The following is a 16385-nucleotide window of genomic DNA, read 5'->3' as shown; positions in this document are numbered from 1 at the left end:
CATTTTTTATTTTATTTATAAGATATTGGATGAGATTCAGGGGCGGTTATACTTATACTACGGTTCGAATCCGATCTTTTGTGTGTTATACTATTGCCGTCGGTAATTTTGTGTTTAGCACTTTACTAATGATAAGGATGGTATGCTTATATGATCAGTACAAGCGGCGTAACGCTTCGTTATGGTAAACGCCCACTTTTTGAAGACGTAAATATCAAATTTACTCCTGGGAACTGCTACGGCCTGATTGGGGCGAATGGCGCGGGTAAATCCACCTTTTTGAAAATTCTTTCCGGTGAAATTGAAGCCAATTCTGGCGAGGTTCACATGACACCGGGTGAACGGATGGCAGTCCTCAAGCAGAACCATTATGAATACGATGAATTCCCGGTTCTGGAAACCGTTATTATGGGCCACACGCGTCTGTATGAAATCATGAAGGAAAAGGATGCGCTGTATGCCAAAACGGAATTTACCGAAGCGGACGGTCTACGTGCCGGTGAGCTTGAAGGTGAATTTGCGGAGCTGAACGGATGGGATGCCGAGCCAGATGCAGCTTCCTTGCTGATCGGTCTTGGTATTCCCCGCGACCTGCATGACAAGAACATGTCTGAGCTGAGTGGTAATGACAAGGTACGTGTTCTCCTGGCTCAAGCGTTGTTTGGTCGTCCGAACAATTTGCTGCTCGATGAGCCTACCAACCATCTGGACCTCGAATCCATTCAATGGCTGGAAAATTTCTTGATGGACTATGAAGGCACCGTCATCGTTGTATCCCATGATCGTCACTTCCTGAACAAGGTATGTACGCATATTGCGGATATTGATTTTGGCAAAATCCAGATGTACGTCGGCAACTACGACTTCTGGTATGAGTCTAGCCAGCTTGCGCTTGCCTTGACTCGTGATGCCAACAAGAAGAAGGAAGAGAAGATCAAGGAACTGCAAGCCTTTATTCAGCGCTTTTCCGCGAATGCTTCCAAGTCCAAACAGGCTACTTCACGTAAAAAACAACTGGATAAAATTACGTTGGATGACATCCGTCCATCGAACCGTAAATATCCTTTCCTGAACTTCAAGCCTGAACGCGAAGCAGGCAAACAACTCCTGACAGTAGACCGCCTCAGTAAAACTGTTGAAGGCGAGCAAGTGCTGAATGAGTTCAGTCTGGTTGTGAACAAAGGCGATAAAATCGCGTTTGTTGGCCCGAACGGCATGCCTAAATCGACGCTCTTCCAGGTGTTGATGAACGAGATCGAAGCGGATAGCGGAGAATTCTCTTGGGGGATTACAACTAGCCAGGCTTATTTCCCGAAAGATAATTCCACCTATTTTGAAGGTGTGGATATGAATCTTGTGGAATGGCTGCGTCAATATTCCAAGGATCAGGACGAAACGTTCCTGCGCGGCTTCTTGGGACGTATGCTTTTCTCTGGAGAAGAAGCGCTTAAGAAAGCAAGTGTGCTGTCCGGGGGCGAAAAGGTTCGCTGTATGCTGGCGAAAATGATGCTGAACGGTGCCAATGTGCTGTTGCTGGAAGAACCGACCAATCACTTGGATCTGGAATCCATTACAGCGCTGAACAATGGTCTGATTGATTTTGACGGTACTATATTGTTCACATCCCATGACCACCAGTTTATTCAAACGATCGCGAATCGAATCGTGGAAATTACACCAAACGGCGTAATCGACCGTACGATGAGCTATGATGAATACTTGGAAAATGAAGAAATCACAAAATTGCGTGAACGTATGTATCCGGTAGAAATCGGCTAAAATCCAAACCGGCTAACTTCAACAACTAGATAAACGAAAGAGGAGCTCCTTAGGCCATTTAGATGGCGGGGAGACTCCTCTTTTTCGTTTTTGTGTCATGCCCATAGCTTACTTGGTTCTGGCAGTGAGGTAAGATAGACTTCGCCAGACCTTTGGTACCCTATAAAGGCTATGAGGTGGCTTATGATCCGCCTGTACGACGACGTTGGTTGTTCGGCTTCTTCGTATTTTGGCTTTTCAGTGTTTTGGCGGAACCGCCTTGAAAGCCGCCCTGCTGTGAAGCGCCGGACTGCTGTTTTTTTTGTGCCAGCTTTTCCCGAATGGCATCTGCGAGATTAACTTTACGTGGTTCATTAGCATCGCTCATGAATAAATTCCTCCTGTTGCCGCCAAATTCATGTCAATCATGCTGGATTGAATAAAAACGCGGCTGTGTCCTCATTTTATACGTTTTTAAAAGAAGGGACAAGGGCAACAATGATAACACACATCTGGGGTGGGTTGGAAGAGAAAACCTCTGTTTTTTGCGTGAAGTAAAAAATGTTTTGTATAACCTACAGGAATGGGGCCTGGCAATACTTTTTCGTTGTTACTACAGCGATGCAGAGCGGAAAGACTGTTTCTCTAGACCCACACAAAGTTCGTCTGCTATCCTGAAAATAACAGTTAACCAAAGAAAATTGATATTATTCAGGGCAGCAACGCTGCTATTTTTATTTTTGGGCCCGGTGAGATCGTTCTGCTGGGAACTATATATTTGAAGGAGTGTCCTACGTTGTGGTAAATGTCTATGAAGAGATACGAAAAGGTGAGCGTGGGGCGTGGGTGAGCATTGCTGCTTATCTCTTGTTGTCCGCCTTTAAGCTGATTAGCGGATATATATTTGCTTCTAGCGCGTTGCGGGCGGATGGCTTCAATAATGTCACCGATATTGTAGTGTCGGTTGCTGTACTGGTTGGACTGAGAATTTCCCAAAAGCCACCGGACTCTGACCATGCCTATGGACATTTTCGGGCAGAAACGATCGCGGCGCTGCTGGCGTCCTTTATTATGGCTGTCGTCGGTTTGCAGGTGCTTATTGATGGGATCGGGAGCATTTTCAAGGGCGGAAAGCAAATACCGGATATCACCTCCGCGGGTGTAGCTGTGATTTGTGCAGTGATTATGCTGGGAGTGTACCTTTACAATAACAGACTGGCACGGCAAATTAACAATAAGGCTTTGCTGGCAGCGGCCAAGGATAATCTATCGGATGCACTTGTCAGTGTTGGGGCAGCAGTTGGCATTATCGGCGCACAGTTCGGCCTACCCTGGCTGGATACTGTAGCTGCGATCGCGGTAGGATTTATCATTTGTAAAACAGCGTGGGATATTTTTAAGGATTCCACGCACAGCTTGACCGATGGATTTGATGAGCAAGAGCTGTCTGACTTACGGAGTACGATTGCCTGTATACCTGGAGTAGAGGGGATTCGGGACGTTAAGGCACGTGTACACGGCAATCATGCGCTGGTGGATGTGGTCATTGAGGTCAATCCGCAACTCAGCCTGATTGAAGGGCATCGGATCAGCGACCGGATTGAGGAACGTCTGCAAGAGGTTCATAATACGATGCATGTCCATGTCCATGTAGAACCCAAATTATAGATTATTTATTGAATATTTAGTGTTAAAAGTGACTTTAGACCTATATGAAAAAGGCGTATACGCTTCCTTTTGTGACGTTTGGATTATATCTCTCTTCCTGCTGCTTTTACTATAATGAAGGCATGTCCGGCTATATTCGTCGGAATTGGATATGCTCTTCAAATTCGTAAAAACAGCCAGGAGGTGCAACATTGAGAAGACGCGTGATGGGAATGCTCATGACGTCAGCCGCGCTGTTGGCAGCAATTCATGTGGCGCCGGGTCAGGTTGACGCAGCGGCATCAACAGCATCCACAGGACAGAAGGCGGTTATTCAGGCGGCTGTAAAGCTTAGATCCGGTCCTTCGACTACAGGGGATGTAGTCAGCTTTATGAAGCAGGGAGAGGCCGTAACGGTATTGGAGAAAACGAACAGCTATTGGTATAAGATCAAGACTTCTGATGGAGTAACCGGATACACTAGCAGCTCCGACAAGTACATAAAAGTTGGCGCTACCAGCGTCGCTGCTGCTGTCACCTCATCTGCCAGCCGTAAACCGGAAGCCGCAGAGTCAGTTAAAAATGTTTCAGCTAAAGAGGCTGTGGCCTCAGTGAATAGTTCTGCCGGTCAAACGAAAGCCACGATTCAAACGTCCGTTCGTTTGCGGGCGGAGGCATCCACTTCTTCCGAGGTTTTGGGCTATTTGAATGCAGGGGATGTCGTTACGATTACCGATCCAAGTAATGCTTATTGGTTCAAGGTTACCAATGCTGATGGTACGGTGGGCTACGTCAGCTCGTCTCCACAGTATATTCGTATTGGCGAGGGCGTTGTTGTGCAGCAGCCTGTGGCTGCTCCGGTGACAACCACTCCTGATACTACCGCAATACCTGTGACAGCATCTCCTGCGTCAACTATGAACATGTTTTCCGGTGATGCAGCGGCTGCAATAGAGCAGGTTATTAACACGGGGATGACTTATCTCGGAACTCCATATGAATATGGTTCGGATCGTAACAGTACGGCTACTTTTGATTGCTCGGCATTTACCCGTCAAATTTTCCGTCAGGCTGCAGGTATCCAGCTTCCGGCAGATTCCCGTTCACAGGGTGAGTGGATCAAGCAAAACAGTCAGCCGAATATGGACATGACTACGCTGAAGCGTGGCGATTTGCTCTTCTTTACAAATTATAATGCATCTTCTGGGGCGTACACGTCCTTGGATAATTCCTCCCAAACGATTACACACGTAGCTGTATATTTGGGAGACAACAAGCTTCTCCATACGTTTTCTGTAGCGGGTGGCGGTGTAAAAGTTACGGATTTCAGCAAGCCTTGGCAGGACCGTTTCCTGTTTGGGGGCAGCGTGATTCAATAAAAGCGCCGTTAACCGTAAAAAAGCTGCATCAAAAAAGGATGTTCCACAGCCCTGTTGACCAGGGTGGGAACATCCTTTTTTTATAAACATTAGAATATTGCTTTTGTACAGCTAGCATCCGATAACTATGAAACCCGTCTTCTTCCGGTAAAGAGTGAAATGACGAACAACACCAGAAATATCACAAATAATATTTTAGCGATTGTAGCAGCTATGGACACGACGATACCAAAAAAACCTAAGATTCCGGCGATCACAGCAAAAATTAAGAATAAAGCGGACCATTTTAGCATGTTCTGTATCCTCCTTTAATTGTATATAATGTGGCATACTCATGCCCCGATAGAGCGTGGTTGCAGATGACGGTGACTTCTATAGATTACTCGTGGCTGTGCCATCGTTATATGTTGTTTTAAACGGTGCGAGAGTCCGTGAATCATAACGTTTGGAGCGGAGAAGAAGCCAGCCTGGACGTTGTTTCGTGTCTGAATCTAAAGGGTAACTATGCAGTAATCATAAACATCATCGTGAAAGACGAAAGAGAGGTTACGCCATGTTAACACAGGTCAGCATTTTTATTATTGCTATCGCATTTGCAGTTCTCGTTATTTTCCTCATTAAAACGTTGAAAGCAGCACAAGGCTCACTGGATAAGGTGACTCAAACCTTACAGGATGTGCAAAAAACGGTAGATGAACTGAGTTATGAAGTAAAACAAACGGTTCGACATGCGAATGACATCACCGCAGATGTTGATCATAAATTGAAGCAAGTGGAGCCAGTGATGGAATCGGTTAGAAACTTGGGGGAGGTACTCAGCGAAGTGACGCTGGCTGCCAAGCAGGCTTCAACAGCGTTAATGACACGGTTTCAGAAATCGCATAGCGCTGCGAGTAATACTTCCAGAACGGATAATGCGATTAAGGCAACGACACCGAATAGACCTTTGACCGCAACGGAGCGGACGGTTCAGAGCTACAATGCGACTTATGAGGAGCCTGCGGCCAAGCCGGGTAAAAACTGGTTGGGTTATGTAGACATCGCTGCTGGGGTGTGGCAGAAAATGCGTCAGTAGCATAGTGGCTGAACCGTAAACTACAGGAAATTCATTGAAAGGGTGAGATTTATGATGAAGACGTTATTACTAGCTGCTGGTTTGCTCACTCCCTTTTCCGGACAGGATACGGTTCAGCAAACCGTTTCCCCGCAAACAGCGGGGCATATGGTTAGGACTGTGCAGACGATACCCGCTCCACATGCTGTACCAGCAGATTTTCATACCTTAAATGGCATATCTTTGGATGATACACGTGCCGATGTATTGAAAAAGCTGGGCAAGCCACTACGAGTCAAAAAGGATATGCTGCTGCTTTCTACAGAATACCAATATCCAGATGTTGTAGTTGGTATGCGTGAGGACGTCGTTTCTTATGTGCATGTAGACCCTGCTGCCGGTCGAATCAAGGTAAATGATGAGTGGCTGCCACTGCAACGGAAAACGCTGGATCAGGCGCTGGGTGGCTCGCAATTCACGGCGGAAGACGGAGAGGTCTATGTACGCGGACAACGTGCAATCAAAGTGTTTATGGATGAGACGTCTGATAAACCTAAGTATGTTGAGTTTTTTGATGAAACGGAATGGTAATTGATTTTTCCGAGGCGTGACATAACATGGAAGTTTCAAATGGATGTGTGAAGTGTAATAGTCAGAGAAGTCAATCCTTAAAGGAGCGTGAGAAACATGAATCAGACCAATCATAAATCTTATGCCAAAGTGGTAGATAACGGTGTACAAGCCGTTGAAGCAGTAAATGAGTTGCGTAACACGGGCTATCGTTATGAGGATGTGTTCGTGCTCGCTCATGATCAGGATCGGACAGATCGTATTGCCGATACAGTGGATGCCAAGGAAATCGGGATTAAGGAAGAGGGCGTTTTCGACTCATTAGCCAACTTGTTCCGTTCCCGCGGCGATGAGCTTCGCGCTAAAATTACTTCCTTGGGATTTACAGATACCGAAGCTGACTTTTATGAAAAAGAACTGGATCAGGGTAAAGTGCTGGTCATTGCTAAAAAAGCGTGATATTGCTGTTCACCATAAAAGCAGAGTGGCATTAGATTCGAAAAAGAGGATGTTGACCGCAGCACAAGTGTTTCGCGGGTCCTCCAAAAACATAGATAAGGAATGGGGTTCCAGCCTCATTCCTTATCTATGTTTTTGGAATGCCTTCTTACGGAAACACTACTTCTAATGAACAAGGGTGTTGCCGTTTAAGCAGGTATAGTATAATACATGAGTTACAGATAAGGAGAGGCCAATGAGAATTCTAATTGTTGACGATAACCCGACGAATGTCATTATTATTCGTGAAATACTGAAAAAAGAAAATTATCGGGATGTGATCTCTGCTAGCTCGGCCGCAGAAATGTTGGAGCATCTGGGAATCGGCGATCGTACCATTAGTCTTCGACCCCGTCCTTCAGATATTGATTTGGTGCTGCTGGACATGATGATGCCTGAAATGGACGGCATTGAAGCTTGCAGTATTGTGCAGGAATATGAGCATTTAAAAGATATCCCGATTATTATGGTAACGGCAGTAGGCGATTCCAAAAAATTGGCCGAAGCTCTGGATGTGGGAGCCGTCGATTATGTCACGAAGCCGATCAACAAGGTAGAGCTAATGGCGCGAATCCGGTCTGCTTTGCGACTCAAACAGGAGAAGGACTGGCATAAGGATCGGGATCAGCGAATTCAGGATGAGTTGAAGCTGGCCGCGATGGTGCAGCAGGCGGTGCTTAGTCCTGCCATTCAGGACCCGGTGCTGCAAGTGAATGCGCTCTATCAGCCTTCCTTTGAACTGGCAGGGGATTTATATTCATGGTATCCGTTAGGGGAGGGGCGATATGCCATCATTTTGCTTGATATGATGGGGCATGGCATTTCTTCCTCGCTGTTCTGCATGTTCATTGCGTCTGTACTTAAGGATACGGTGACCACATATGTGGAGCCTGAGAAAGTCATACAAGAGCTGAATCGTCGTTTTAATCAACTGGATCTGGGCAAGCAGCTGGTACAGTATTATTTTACGGCGATTTATATGGTGATTGATACCCGTTCACGGCGAATTGACTATGTAAATGCGGGACATCCTCCCGGTTTGCTGTTCAACCAGGATGGCAGCATTACCAAATTTGACCGTGCATGTAGCCCGGTTGGTTTGTTTGATAAGATTGATGCAGAAATGCACACGATTCATTATGAAGGAACTGGACATATCGCTTTGTATACGGATGGCTTGCTGGAAGCGGTGGAAGGTGAATATGAAGAGCAGTTGGAGTATCTGACTGAGTGTCTACGTAAGTATGAGGATTGGAATGAAGAAGCGATGCTGGATGCATTTTTTCGTAATGAGGCGCCACAGGATCGCGATGATGATAAGTGCCTGATCTGGATTTCATTGAAAGAGGGAGAGAGCTTGCATGAAAATCAGAAATAAACTGCTGATCGGCTTTGGATCGCTTATGGCGATCCTCCTTGTGCTGACGCTAATCAGCTATGACCGTATGGGGAGCCTGAATGAGCAGCTGAATCAGGTTTACCAGGACCGATATGTGAAGGTCCGGAAAACAACGGCTATTCGCGGTCAGGTGAATGATATGGCCAAAGTTATGGCCAACCTGATTTTGAATCCGGGCTCCTCCGTCGGCGAGGCCAAACGTGAGCTCGATGATATTTCCGCTACTGGAACGAAAGTGCTGGCAAGTCTGCAAACAAACTCAGGCACCAGTGAAGAGCAGCAGCAGGTTGATCGGGTAGCCGTCGCCTGGAATGAATTTCTAAGTTACGAACAAAGGTTAGTTTCCTTGCTGGGACAAGATCGCATTGATGAGGCTAACGCTTTCCGCAATAGTACTGGTTTGCCTGCTCAAGAGGAGGCAATGGACAGCATTAATGCCCTTGCCGTTTTTCAGGATCGGGAGATTGATAACGACATGAAGCAAGCCAATCAGGCCTATGAGGAATCTGTACAGATTACCACAATTCTGATGGCCGCCGGTCTGATCATGGGCTTACTGGTTATTTTGTGGGTGCTCCCAAGCATTGCCAAAGGTCTAAATATCGTTAGTCTCATGATTAATGGTTTTGGCAAGGGAAAGTACAGGGCCATCAGCCGAATGAGTGTTGCCTCCAAAGATGAAATCGGTGAGGTCGCTCGTGTATTTCAACAAATGGCCGGGGACTTGGAAGAAAAGCGGAAATTCGAGCATTCTGTCCTTCAAACGCAGAAGGATCAAACTTGGCTTAATGCCAATACTGCTCGGGTGACTGAGCTGTTCCGTGGCGTGAATTCACTGGAGCAGGTTGCTCAGATGTTCATTAGTGAGTTTACGCCCATCTTGGGAGGCAGCTATGGAGCCATCTATTTGCAAGGAAAAGATGTAGAAGACAACCGTTTTAAGTTATACGGCTCCTATGCAAAGGTGACTGGCGAAAATTCGATTAGGGACGTTATCCATGTGGGCGAAGGATTGCTCGGACAATGTGTTCTGGATCGTAAGCCGATCTTGATTACAGAGGCTCCTGACGGATATTTGTCCATAGGCTCTGCCTTAGGAGAAAGTAAGCCAGTGGGAATTATGATTTTCCCTATTTTGTTCGAGGATGAGTGCATCGGTGCTATAGAAATAGCGTCACTGGATCGCTTCAGTGATCTGGAAACGAAGCTATTTGCTCAATTAGTAGAGAGCTTGGGGATCATTCTGAACAATATCAAGGGACGGATGCGTGTAGAGCAATTGCTGCGCGAATCCCAGGCACTTACTGAGGAATTGCAATGCCAGTCCGAGGAGCTGCAAACTCAGCAAGAGGAACTCAAGCGCTCCAACGAAAATTTGGAGGAGCAAACAGAGGAGCTCAAGCGTTCAGAGGAATTGTTACAGCGTCAACAGGAAGAATTGGAGCATTTTAATACTGAACTGATTGCCAAAACTAGAGCGCTGGAAGAACAAGTTCGAGAAGTGGAAGAAAAGAACGATGAGATTGAACATGCACGAGCTCAGTTGGAGCAACAGGCCATGCAGCTAGGAATCACAAGCAAATACAAATCTGAGTTTTTGGCCAATATGTCTCATGAGCTGCGTACTCCGCTAAATAGCTTGCTTATTCTTTCTCAGCTCTTGTCTGAGAACAAGGAAGGCAATCTCAAGCCAAAGCAGGTGGAATATGCACAAACCATTTATATGTCAGGCGCGGACTTGTTGAAAATGATTGATGAAATTCTGGATTTATCCAAAGTGGACGCTGGAAAAATGGATATTAACCATGAAGCGGTCCATTTGAAGGAACTGGAACTGTTTGTGGAGCAGAATTTTGCTCCGGTCGCAGCCAAACGTGAGCTTCAACTGCATACCGAAATCGAAGAGAACTTGCCAGATGCCATTATCAGTGACGGTTATCGTCTCAAACAAATTTTACGTAATTTGCTGTCTAATGCCTTCAAGTTCACCACGGAAGGTTCTATTAGTTTCATTGTATCTCGGGCAAACGGAGAGCAGCTTCCTGGTCTGCTAAATCCACGAAGATCCTATCTGGCTCTATCTGTGCGTGATACGGGCATTGGGATTGCTTCCGATAAAACGGATCTGATCTTCGAAGCCTTCCAGCAGGTAGACGGTACAACCAGCCGGAAATATGGGGGGACAGGACTAGGTCTGTCGATCAGCCGCGAGCTTTCCAGATTGTTGGGCGGCGTTATTACGGTGGAATCCGAGCAGGGACAGGGCAGTTGTTTTACATTGTATTTGCCGGAACAAACACCAACGGCTGAGGATATGGAGTCTCATTCGAGAGAGGAATTTAACGGTGCGGATGTGAATTCGGATTTTGAGAGTGTCGCAGCCTCGGTAGAAACGGACCTTCCCATGATTATGCCTGCTAAACGGTTGCCATTATATCAGATGCCTTCGAAAAACAAAGCGGAGGACATTATACATCCGGGGGACGACCGAAACGAGATTACCTCGCAGGATAAAGTGCTGCTGATTATTGAGGATGATATTAATTTTGCTAATATTTTGTACGATATGGCCCGTAGCCGGGGCTTTAAAGCACTGATCGCTCTCCAAGGAGACGATGGGCTCAACATGGCTCAATCTTATTTGCCGGACGCTATTATACTAGATATTCAATTACCTGTAATGGATGGATGGTCCATTTTGGGTGAGCTAAAAGGAAATTCATCAACACGTCATATTCCAGTGCATGTTATTTCGGTCATAGATGATGTGAAGCAGGGCTTAATGATGGGCGCGATTGCCTATCTCAAAAAGCCTTCCTCGAAGGAAAGTCTGGATAAGGCATTTTCACATATAAAATCGTATACGGACCAAATGGTCAAACGTCTCCTTGTGGTTGAAGATGATGATAATCAGCGTAAATCCATTATTGAGCTGATCGATCATGATGATGTTGCCATTACGGCGGTATCGACAGGTCAGGAAGCACTGAATGAGCTGGCTACTCAGCGGTATGACTGCATGGTACTGGATCTGATGCTGAGCGACATGACTGGTTTTGAACTGCTGGATCGTATTCGAGAGAACGAGCAGCTAACTGATCTGCCGATCATTATTTATACAGGCAAAGATCTGGATAGCAAAGAAGAAACGCAACTTCGCAAATTTGCAGAGTCTATTATTATTAAGGATGTTAAATCGCCGGAACGGCTTTTGGACGAAACAACGTTGTTCTTGCATCGTGTAGAGGCGAATCTTCCTGAGGACAAACGCAAAATTTTGCAGAAGCTATACAACAAGGAAGAGCTGTTTGAAGGTAAAAAAATATTGTTGGTAGACGATGATATTCGCAATGTATTTGCTCTGTCCAGTGTGCTGGAAAGCTATCGTATGGAGGTTACCTTTGCGGAAAATGGAAGAGAAGCACTGGAACTGCTGGAACAGACACCTGATTTTGATCTGGTTCTGATGGATATGATGATGCCGGAAATGGATGGATATGAAGCGATGCGACGTATCCGGCTAATGCCACAATTCGAGAAGTTGCCTATTATTGCCCTGACAGCCAAGGCCATGAAGGATGATCGTTCCAAGTGTATTGAGGCAGGCGCTTCCGATTATGTAAAAAAACCGATTCAAACCGAACAGCTTTTATCATTAATGCGGGTGTGGTTGTATTCGTAACCCAAAAAATTGGGTAATATAAATCGACACATGATTGGAGCGGCACAGGCAAAACCTATTTAGGAATTGGAGAGAGATTATGACATCTAAGGATATGGCGGATAATGCTGCTAATGAAGTGAAATCGAATGATACTGAGCGGGAATTGATTGAGATTGAGCTGTTGCTGGAAGGTATACATCGGCTGTACGGCTACGATTTTCGTAACTACGCTCTGCCATCGATTAAGCGGCGTGTTTATTATCATGCGCAGTCCGAGAATGTAAGCACGATATCAGGACTTCAGGAGAAGGTGCTGCATGATCGCAGCGCCTTCGATAGACTGGTGCAAAGCCTTTCCATTCCGGTGACCGAGATGTTCCGTGACCCGGAGCTGTTTCTGAATTTTAGGCAGAAAATCATTCCTATTTTGCGAACGTATCCGTACATTCGAATATGGCATGCAGGTTGCTCCACAGGTGAGGAAGTATATTCTATGGCGATCTTGCTGCATGAAGAAGGCTTATATGATAAGGCCCGCATTTATGCGACGGATATGAATAACCTGTCTTTACAGCAGGCGAAGGAAGGCGTATACGGGATCGACAGAATGAAGCTGTATACCAAAAATTATTTGGAGTCCGGGGGCACGCAATCGTTCTCTGAATATTATACAGCCAAGTATGATTCAGTGATGTTTCATCCTTTTTTACGGAAAAATATTATTTTTGCGGAGCACAACTTAGCGACTGACCGGTCCTTTAACGAGTTCAATGTTATTTTTTGCCGGAATGTCATGATCTATTTTAACGACGAACTTCGCAACCACGTGCATGGGTTGTTTTATGATAGTTTGAGTCATTTTGGTGTGTTGGTGCTTGGGGCCAAGGAATCCATACATTTTACCGATTATAGTGATTCCTACGAGCCGCTGGACCGGATAGAAAAAATTTACCGGAAGATTAAATAGAGATGCTTAGGAGGATTCCATGGGGCTTCATGAACCGATTCATATATTGCTGGTAGATGACAGACCTGAGAACCTGCTCGCTCTTGAGGCGGTGCTGGAGAGTGAACAATATAATTTGGTAAAGGCCACATCCGGGGAAGAAGCGCTGCGATGTCTATTAAAAGATGAATTTGCAATCGTAGTCCTCGATGTACAGATGCCAGGTATGGATGGAATTGAGACCGCAAAGTTAATCAAGGCCAGAGAGAAAACGAAGGATATTCCGATTATCTTTATTTCAGCTAACAGCAAGGAAGCGGAGCATTTATTTGCGGGGTATTCAGCGGGCGGTATTGATTATATGGTGAAGCCGTTCATCCCTCAAATTCTCAAGTCCAAAATTGAAGGCTTCGTGCAAATGTATCTGACAAACAAGCGCTTGAAGACACAGTCCATGCTGCTTCATCAGAAGACCCAGCAGCTGGAGAAGATGAACAGCGAACTGATTGCCGCCAAGGAGGCAGCAGAGATTGCTGCCAATGCCAAAACGGAATTTCTGGCGATGATGAGCCATGAGATCCGCACACCTATGAACGGCGTCATTGGCATGATTGATTTGCTGATGGAGACGGAGTTGCAAAGCGACCAACAGGAATATGCCGATATCATCCGTCGTAGTGCAGATGCGCTGGTAGCAGTCATTAATGATATTCTGGACTTCACTAAGCTGGAGTCAGGCAAAATGGAGGTAGAGGAATATCCTTTTGATCTGGTTTCCTGTATCAAGGAAGTTTTCAGCCTATTTACGGTAGAGGTGAACCGAAAGAACTTGGAACTGGTTTATTTCCTCGATGAACAGATGCCTCCTGTGTTATTCGGAGATATGGGAAGATTGCGTCAAGTATTGATTAACCTGGTATCCAATGCCGTCAAATTTACAGACCGGGGCGGGGTGTATGTCTTCGCATCTGTCAAAGAGCAAAGCGACAATGGACTTACCGTTGAGTTTTCTGTGAAGGATACAGGCATTGGTATTGATCCCGCTAAGGTTGGAAGGCTGTTTCAGCCCTTTTCCCAACTGGATTCTTCAATGACGCGTAAATATGGTGGAACCGGGTTAGGACTCGCCATTTGTAAAACCTTAGTGAATATGATGGGCGGAGATATCCGTGTAGATACGAGCGGAGAACAGGGCGTGACGTTTCATTTTACAATGAAGCTTGGCTTTGCTCAGGAAAATGAACTGGAGGGGGAGTCCAGCCACGACTGGGAAATTCCACATCGGGAATCTCCAAGCCGTAAACCTGTACTGGTCGTAGATGATCATCCGATTAACCAGAAGCTGATGGTTAATATACTGGATAAGCTCGGTTTAGCTTCAGATGTGGCAGCAGATGGGCAACAGGCGCTTGATATGGTCATGGCGAATCAGGACTATGACTATATCTTTATGGACTTGCAGATGCCTGTGATGGACGGTCTGGAGTGTACGGGTAGAGTGCGTGAGCAATTGGCGGGAAGATCCCAACCTGCCATTATCGCCATGACGGCTAATGTGATGGAGGGTATTCAGCCTCGATGTATTGAAGCTGGGATGAACGATTATATCAGTAAGCCCGTTAAAATCAGCAGTGTAAAACAGGCGTTGCTACGGCATTCTCCGGACCATTTTCCAATGCAGCCGGGTAAAGAACAAATCAATGAAGCCTAGATGGTGGCATTTGGTAGTGTTTAAAAAGTTATACCGTGATTCAAACGATCGTATAATGGGTTAGTATGTAGGGAAATCTTTTTTCGGGAGAGTAGGCCTATGAATACAAATAAAAATGAGAAGTTTAATGCAATTACAGAAACAACCGATGGCGTAAATACCGTTTATCTGAGTGGAGAGTTGGATCTTTCGGTAGCACCTGATTTTCGTCTGGTGATGGAGCCTTTGGTGGGGGAGTCCAGCCAAGATTTGATTATTAACTTGAGAGACCTTAAATACATTGACAGCACGGGGATTGGTATCTTGTTATCCATTTTAAAAGCAAGGCATGGGATGGAGTCTCGCTTTGCTGTTCAAGAGGTACCGCCTCAAATTCAAAAGCTGTTTGATATGACCGGTATTGCCAAATTCTTTGTCCCCCAGGAGAATTCCCAATAGGAAAGGAAAGAAAAAGAAATGAATGCTCAAATTCAAAAAGTAGTTCTTAATTTGCCGGCAACTGCTGACTTTGTTGATATTGTAAGATTAAATTTATACGGTATTGCCGCGAAAATGGGATTCTCTTATGAGGATATTGAAGACATGAAAGTGGCTGTATCGGAAGCGTGTAATAACTCTGTCCTTTATGCTTATGGTCATGAGGGGGGAGTCGTGGAAGTAATATTCGAATTTGATGAAGTTTCGTTGTCCATTCGTGTCAAAGATGAAGGGGAGAGCTTTGAACGTGTGGAGGACCCGTCCCGTATCGCATCCTTGCATGACAAGGAGTTGAATGATGCGCAGATAGGCGGATTAGGCTTTTATCTCATGCAGGCGCTTATGGACGATGTCCATATCTTGAATGAGACAGGAAAAGGCACCGAAGTGGTGCTTGTAAAGCGACTGACCAGAAGTGAGGAAAGAGTATGAATGAAAAGGTAACTCCCCCGGAGTCGATGGATGAAGCCGTTGGTCTAATCTGGGAGTACCAGCAAACAAAAGATAACGAGATTGCTACCGTGCTGATCCGTAAGTATGAGCCGATGGTCAAGATGGCTGCTGGGAAGATCTCCCGTAACCGTCCGGACTTATACGAGGATTTATATCAGACCGGTCAGATGGCTTTGATACGTCTGCTTCAGCAATACGATATCAGCTTGGGTATCCCATTTGAACCATACGCTATGAAAAGTATGCTGGGACATATGAAAAATTATTTGCGCGACAAATCCTGGTACATCCAGGTTCCTCGCCGCATTAAAGAAAAGGGTGCGCTTGTTCAACATGCTATTGATGAACTGACCGTTAAATTGGAACGCTCACCCAATGTGGATGAGATTGCAACCTATTTGGATCTTACCGTGGAAGAAACGATTGAGGTGCTTGCTGGCCGTGAGTGCTATCACTATGTTTCACTGGACTCGCCTTTATCCCAGGATGAGAGTGCAGCTACGTTAGGCGAGCTCATTAGCTCGGATGCTAACGATTATGACACTGTGGAAAAACGAATGGATTTGCAGCAGGCTTTAAGCCAACTGAAGGAGCAGGAACAAAAGGTGCTTCTTCTGGCATTTCAGGACGGTCAATCTCAACGTGCGATTGCACAGACGTTGGGCGTATCGCAGATGAGCGTTTCCCGTATTCAGAAGCGGGCAACGGAAAAGCTGAAGCAGATTATGTCTAATTCCTCTATTTCATGAGTAGATGGCAGATTATATGGCTTAAAATATTTGACGTCACATCGTAAGGACACGTTATTCCGATATGGGAAGCGTGTCCT

Annotated in this window: 15 protein-coding genes; 13 read left to right on the top strand and 2 right to left on the bottom strand. The window is 45.7% G+C overall.

Annotation, left to right across the window (positions count from 1 at the left end):
• Nucleotides 1-150: 150 nt before the first annotated feature.
• The gene (locus NLX82_RS20695) at nt 151-1779 is read left to right on the top strand and encodes an ABC-F family ATP-binding cassette domain-containing protein (protein WP_023990284.1); all 1629 of its coding nucleotides are present in this window, start codon (nt 151-153) and stop codon (nt 1777-1779) included.
• A gap of 181 nt (nt 1780-1960) precedes the next feature.
• On the opposite strand, the gene NLX82_RS20690 is transcribed toward NLX82_RS20695, so the two are convergent.
• Entirely contained in the window at nt 1961-2146 is a 186-nt protein-coding gene (locus NLX82_RS20690) for a hypothetical protein (RefSeq protein WP_013311941.1), read from the bottom strand.
• 410 nt (nt 2147-2556) lie between these two features.
• Between NLX82_RS20690 and NLX82_RS20685 the strand changes: the two genes are divergently transcribed.
• The gene (locus NLX82_RS20685; RefSeq protein ID WP_028541844.1) at nt 2557-3426 is read left to right on the top strand and encodes a cation diffusion facilitator family transporter; all 870 of its coding nucleotides are present in this window, start codon (nt 2557-2559) and stop codon (nt 3424-3426) included.
• 191 nt (nt 3427-3617) lie between these two features.
• Nucleotides 3618-4784: a C40 family peptidase gene (locus tag NLX82_RS20680; protein ID WP_254349002.1), complete on the top strand. Its 1167-nt coding sequence runs from the start codon at nt 3618-3620 to the stop codon at nt 4782-4784.
• Nucleotides 4785-4909: 125 nt separating this feature from the next.
• Here NLX82_RS20680 and NLX82_RS20675 read toward each other — a convergent pair whose 3' ends face one another.
• The gene (locus tag NLX82_RS20675) at nt 4910-5077 is read right to left on the bottom strand and encodes a DUF1328 domain-containing protein (protein WP_023990280.1); all 168 of its coding nucleotides are present in this window, start codon (nt 5075-5077) and stop codon (nt 4910-4912) included.
• A 260-nt stretch (nt 5078-5337) separates the two neighbouring features.
• Between NLX82_RS20675 and NLX82_RS20670 the strand changes: the two genes are divergently transcribed.
• The 10 genes from NLX82_RS20670 to NLX82_RS20625 all read left to right on the top strand — a co-directional run bounded on the left by NLX82_RS20670 (nt 5338) and on the right by NLX82_RS20625 (nt 16305).
• Nucleotides 5338-5859 carry a DUF948 domain-containing protein gene (locus NLX82_RS20670; protein WP_013311938.1) on the top strand — a complete coding sequence of 174 codons (522 nt, stop codon included), beginning with the start codon at nt 5338-5340 and terminating at the stop codon, nt 5857-5859.
• 51 nt (nt 5860-5910) lie between these two features.
• Nucleotides 5911-6429: a hypothetical protein gene (locus tag NLX82_RS20665; protein ID WP_034095094.1), complete on the top strand. Its 519-nt coding sequence runs from the start codon at nt 5911-5913 to the stop codon at nt 6427-6429.
• A gap of 96 nt (nt 6430-6525) precedes the next feature.
• A complete protein-coding gene (locus NLX82_RS20660; RefSeq protein ID WP_023990277.1) occupies nt 6526-6867 on the top strand; it encodes a YflT domain-containing protein in 342 nt (113 codons plus the stop codon).
• A 235-nt stretch (nt 6868-7102) separates the two neighbouring features.
• Nucleotides 7103-8284, top strand: coding sequence for a PP2C family protein-serine/threonine phosphatase (locus NLX82_RS20655; RefSeq protein WP_023990276.1), 1182 nt, complete (start codon nt 7103-7105; stop codon nt 8282-8284).
• Nucleotides 8268-11987: a response regulator gene (locus tag NLX82_RS20650; protein ID WP_254349001.1), complete on the top strand. Its 3720-nt coding sequence runs from the start codon at nt 8268-8270 to the stop codon at nt 11985-11987. The genes NLX82_RS20655 and NLX82_RS20650 overlap by 17 nt, the downstream gene beginning before the upstream one ends.
• Before the next feature lie 79 nt (nt 11988-12066).
• Nucleotides 12067-12936, top strand: coding sequence for a CheR family methyltransferase (locus NLX82_RS20645; protein WP_023990274.1), 870 nt, complete (start codon nt 12067-12069; stop codon nt 12934-12936).
• Between the two features lie 19 nt (nt 12937-12955).
• Nucleotides 12956-14626 (top strand): response regulator, encoded by a 1671-nt coding sequence (locus NLX82_RS20640; RefSeq protein WP_053326085.1) that lies wholly within the window; start codon nt 12956-12958, stop codon nt 14624-14626.
• 99 nt (nt 14627-14725) lie between these two features.
• Nucleotides 14726-15064, top strand: a complete 339-nt coding sequence (locus NLX82_RS20635) for an STAS domain-containing protein (protein ID WP_023990272.1) — start codon at nt 14726-14728, stop codon at nt 15062-15064.
• An 18-nt stretch (nt 15065-15082) separates the two neighbouring features.
• Nucleotides 15083-15535, top strand: coding sequence for an anti-sigma B factor RsbW (gene rsbW, locus NLX82_RS20630; RefSeq protein WP_023990271.1), 453 nt, complete (start codon nt 15083-15085; stop codon nt 15533-15535).
• Nucleotides 15532-16305, top strand: a complete 774-nt coding sequence (locus tag NLX82_RS20625; protein ID WP_028541852.1) for a sigma-70 family RNA polymerase sigma factor — start codon at nt 15532-15534, stop codon at nt 16303-16305. The genes rsbW and NLX82_RS20625 overlap by 4 nt, the downstream gene beginning before the upstream one ends.
• The last annotated feature ends 80 nt before the right edge of the window (nt 16306-16385 follow it).

Origin of the sequence: Paenibacillus sp. A3M_27_13 (assembly GCF_024213315.1) — a bacterium.
In the GTDB taxonomy this organism is placed as follows: domain Bacteria; phylum Bacillota; class Bacilli; order Paenibacillales; family Paenibacillaceae; genus Paenibacillus; species Paenibacillus polymyxa_B.
Note: the sequence above shows the minus strand (reverse complement) of the source record. Positions and strands in the feature narration are given on the sequence as shown.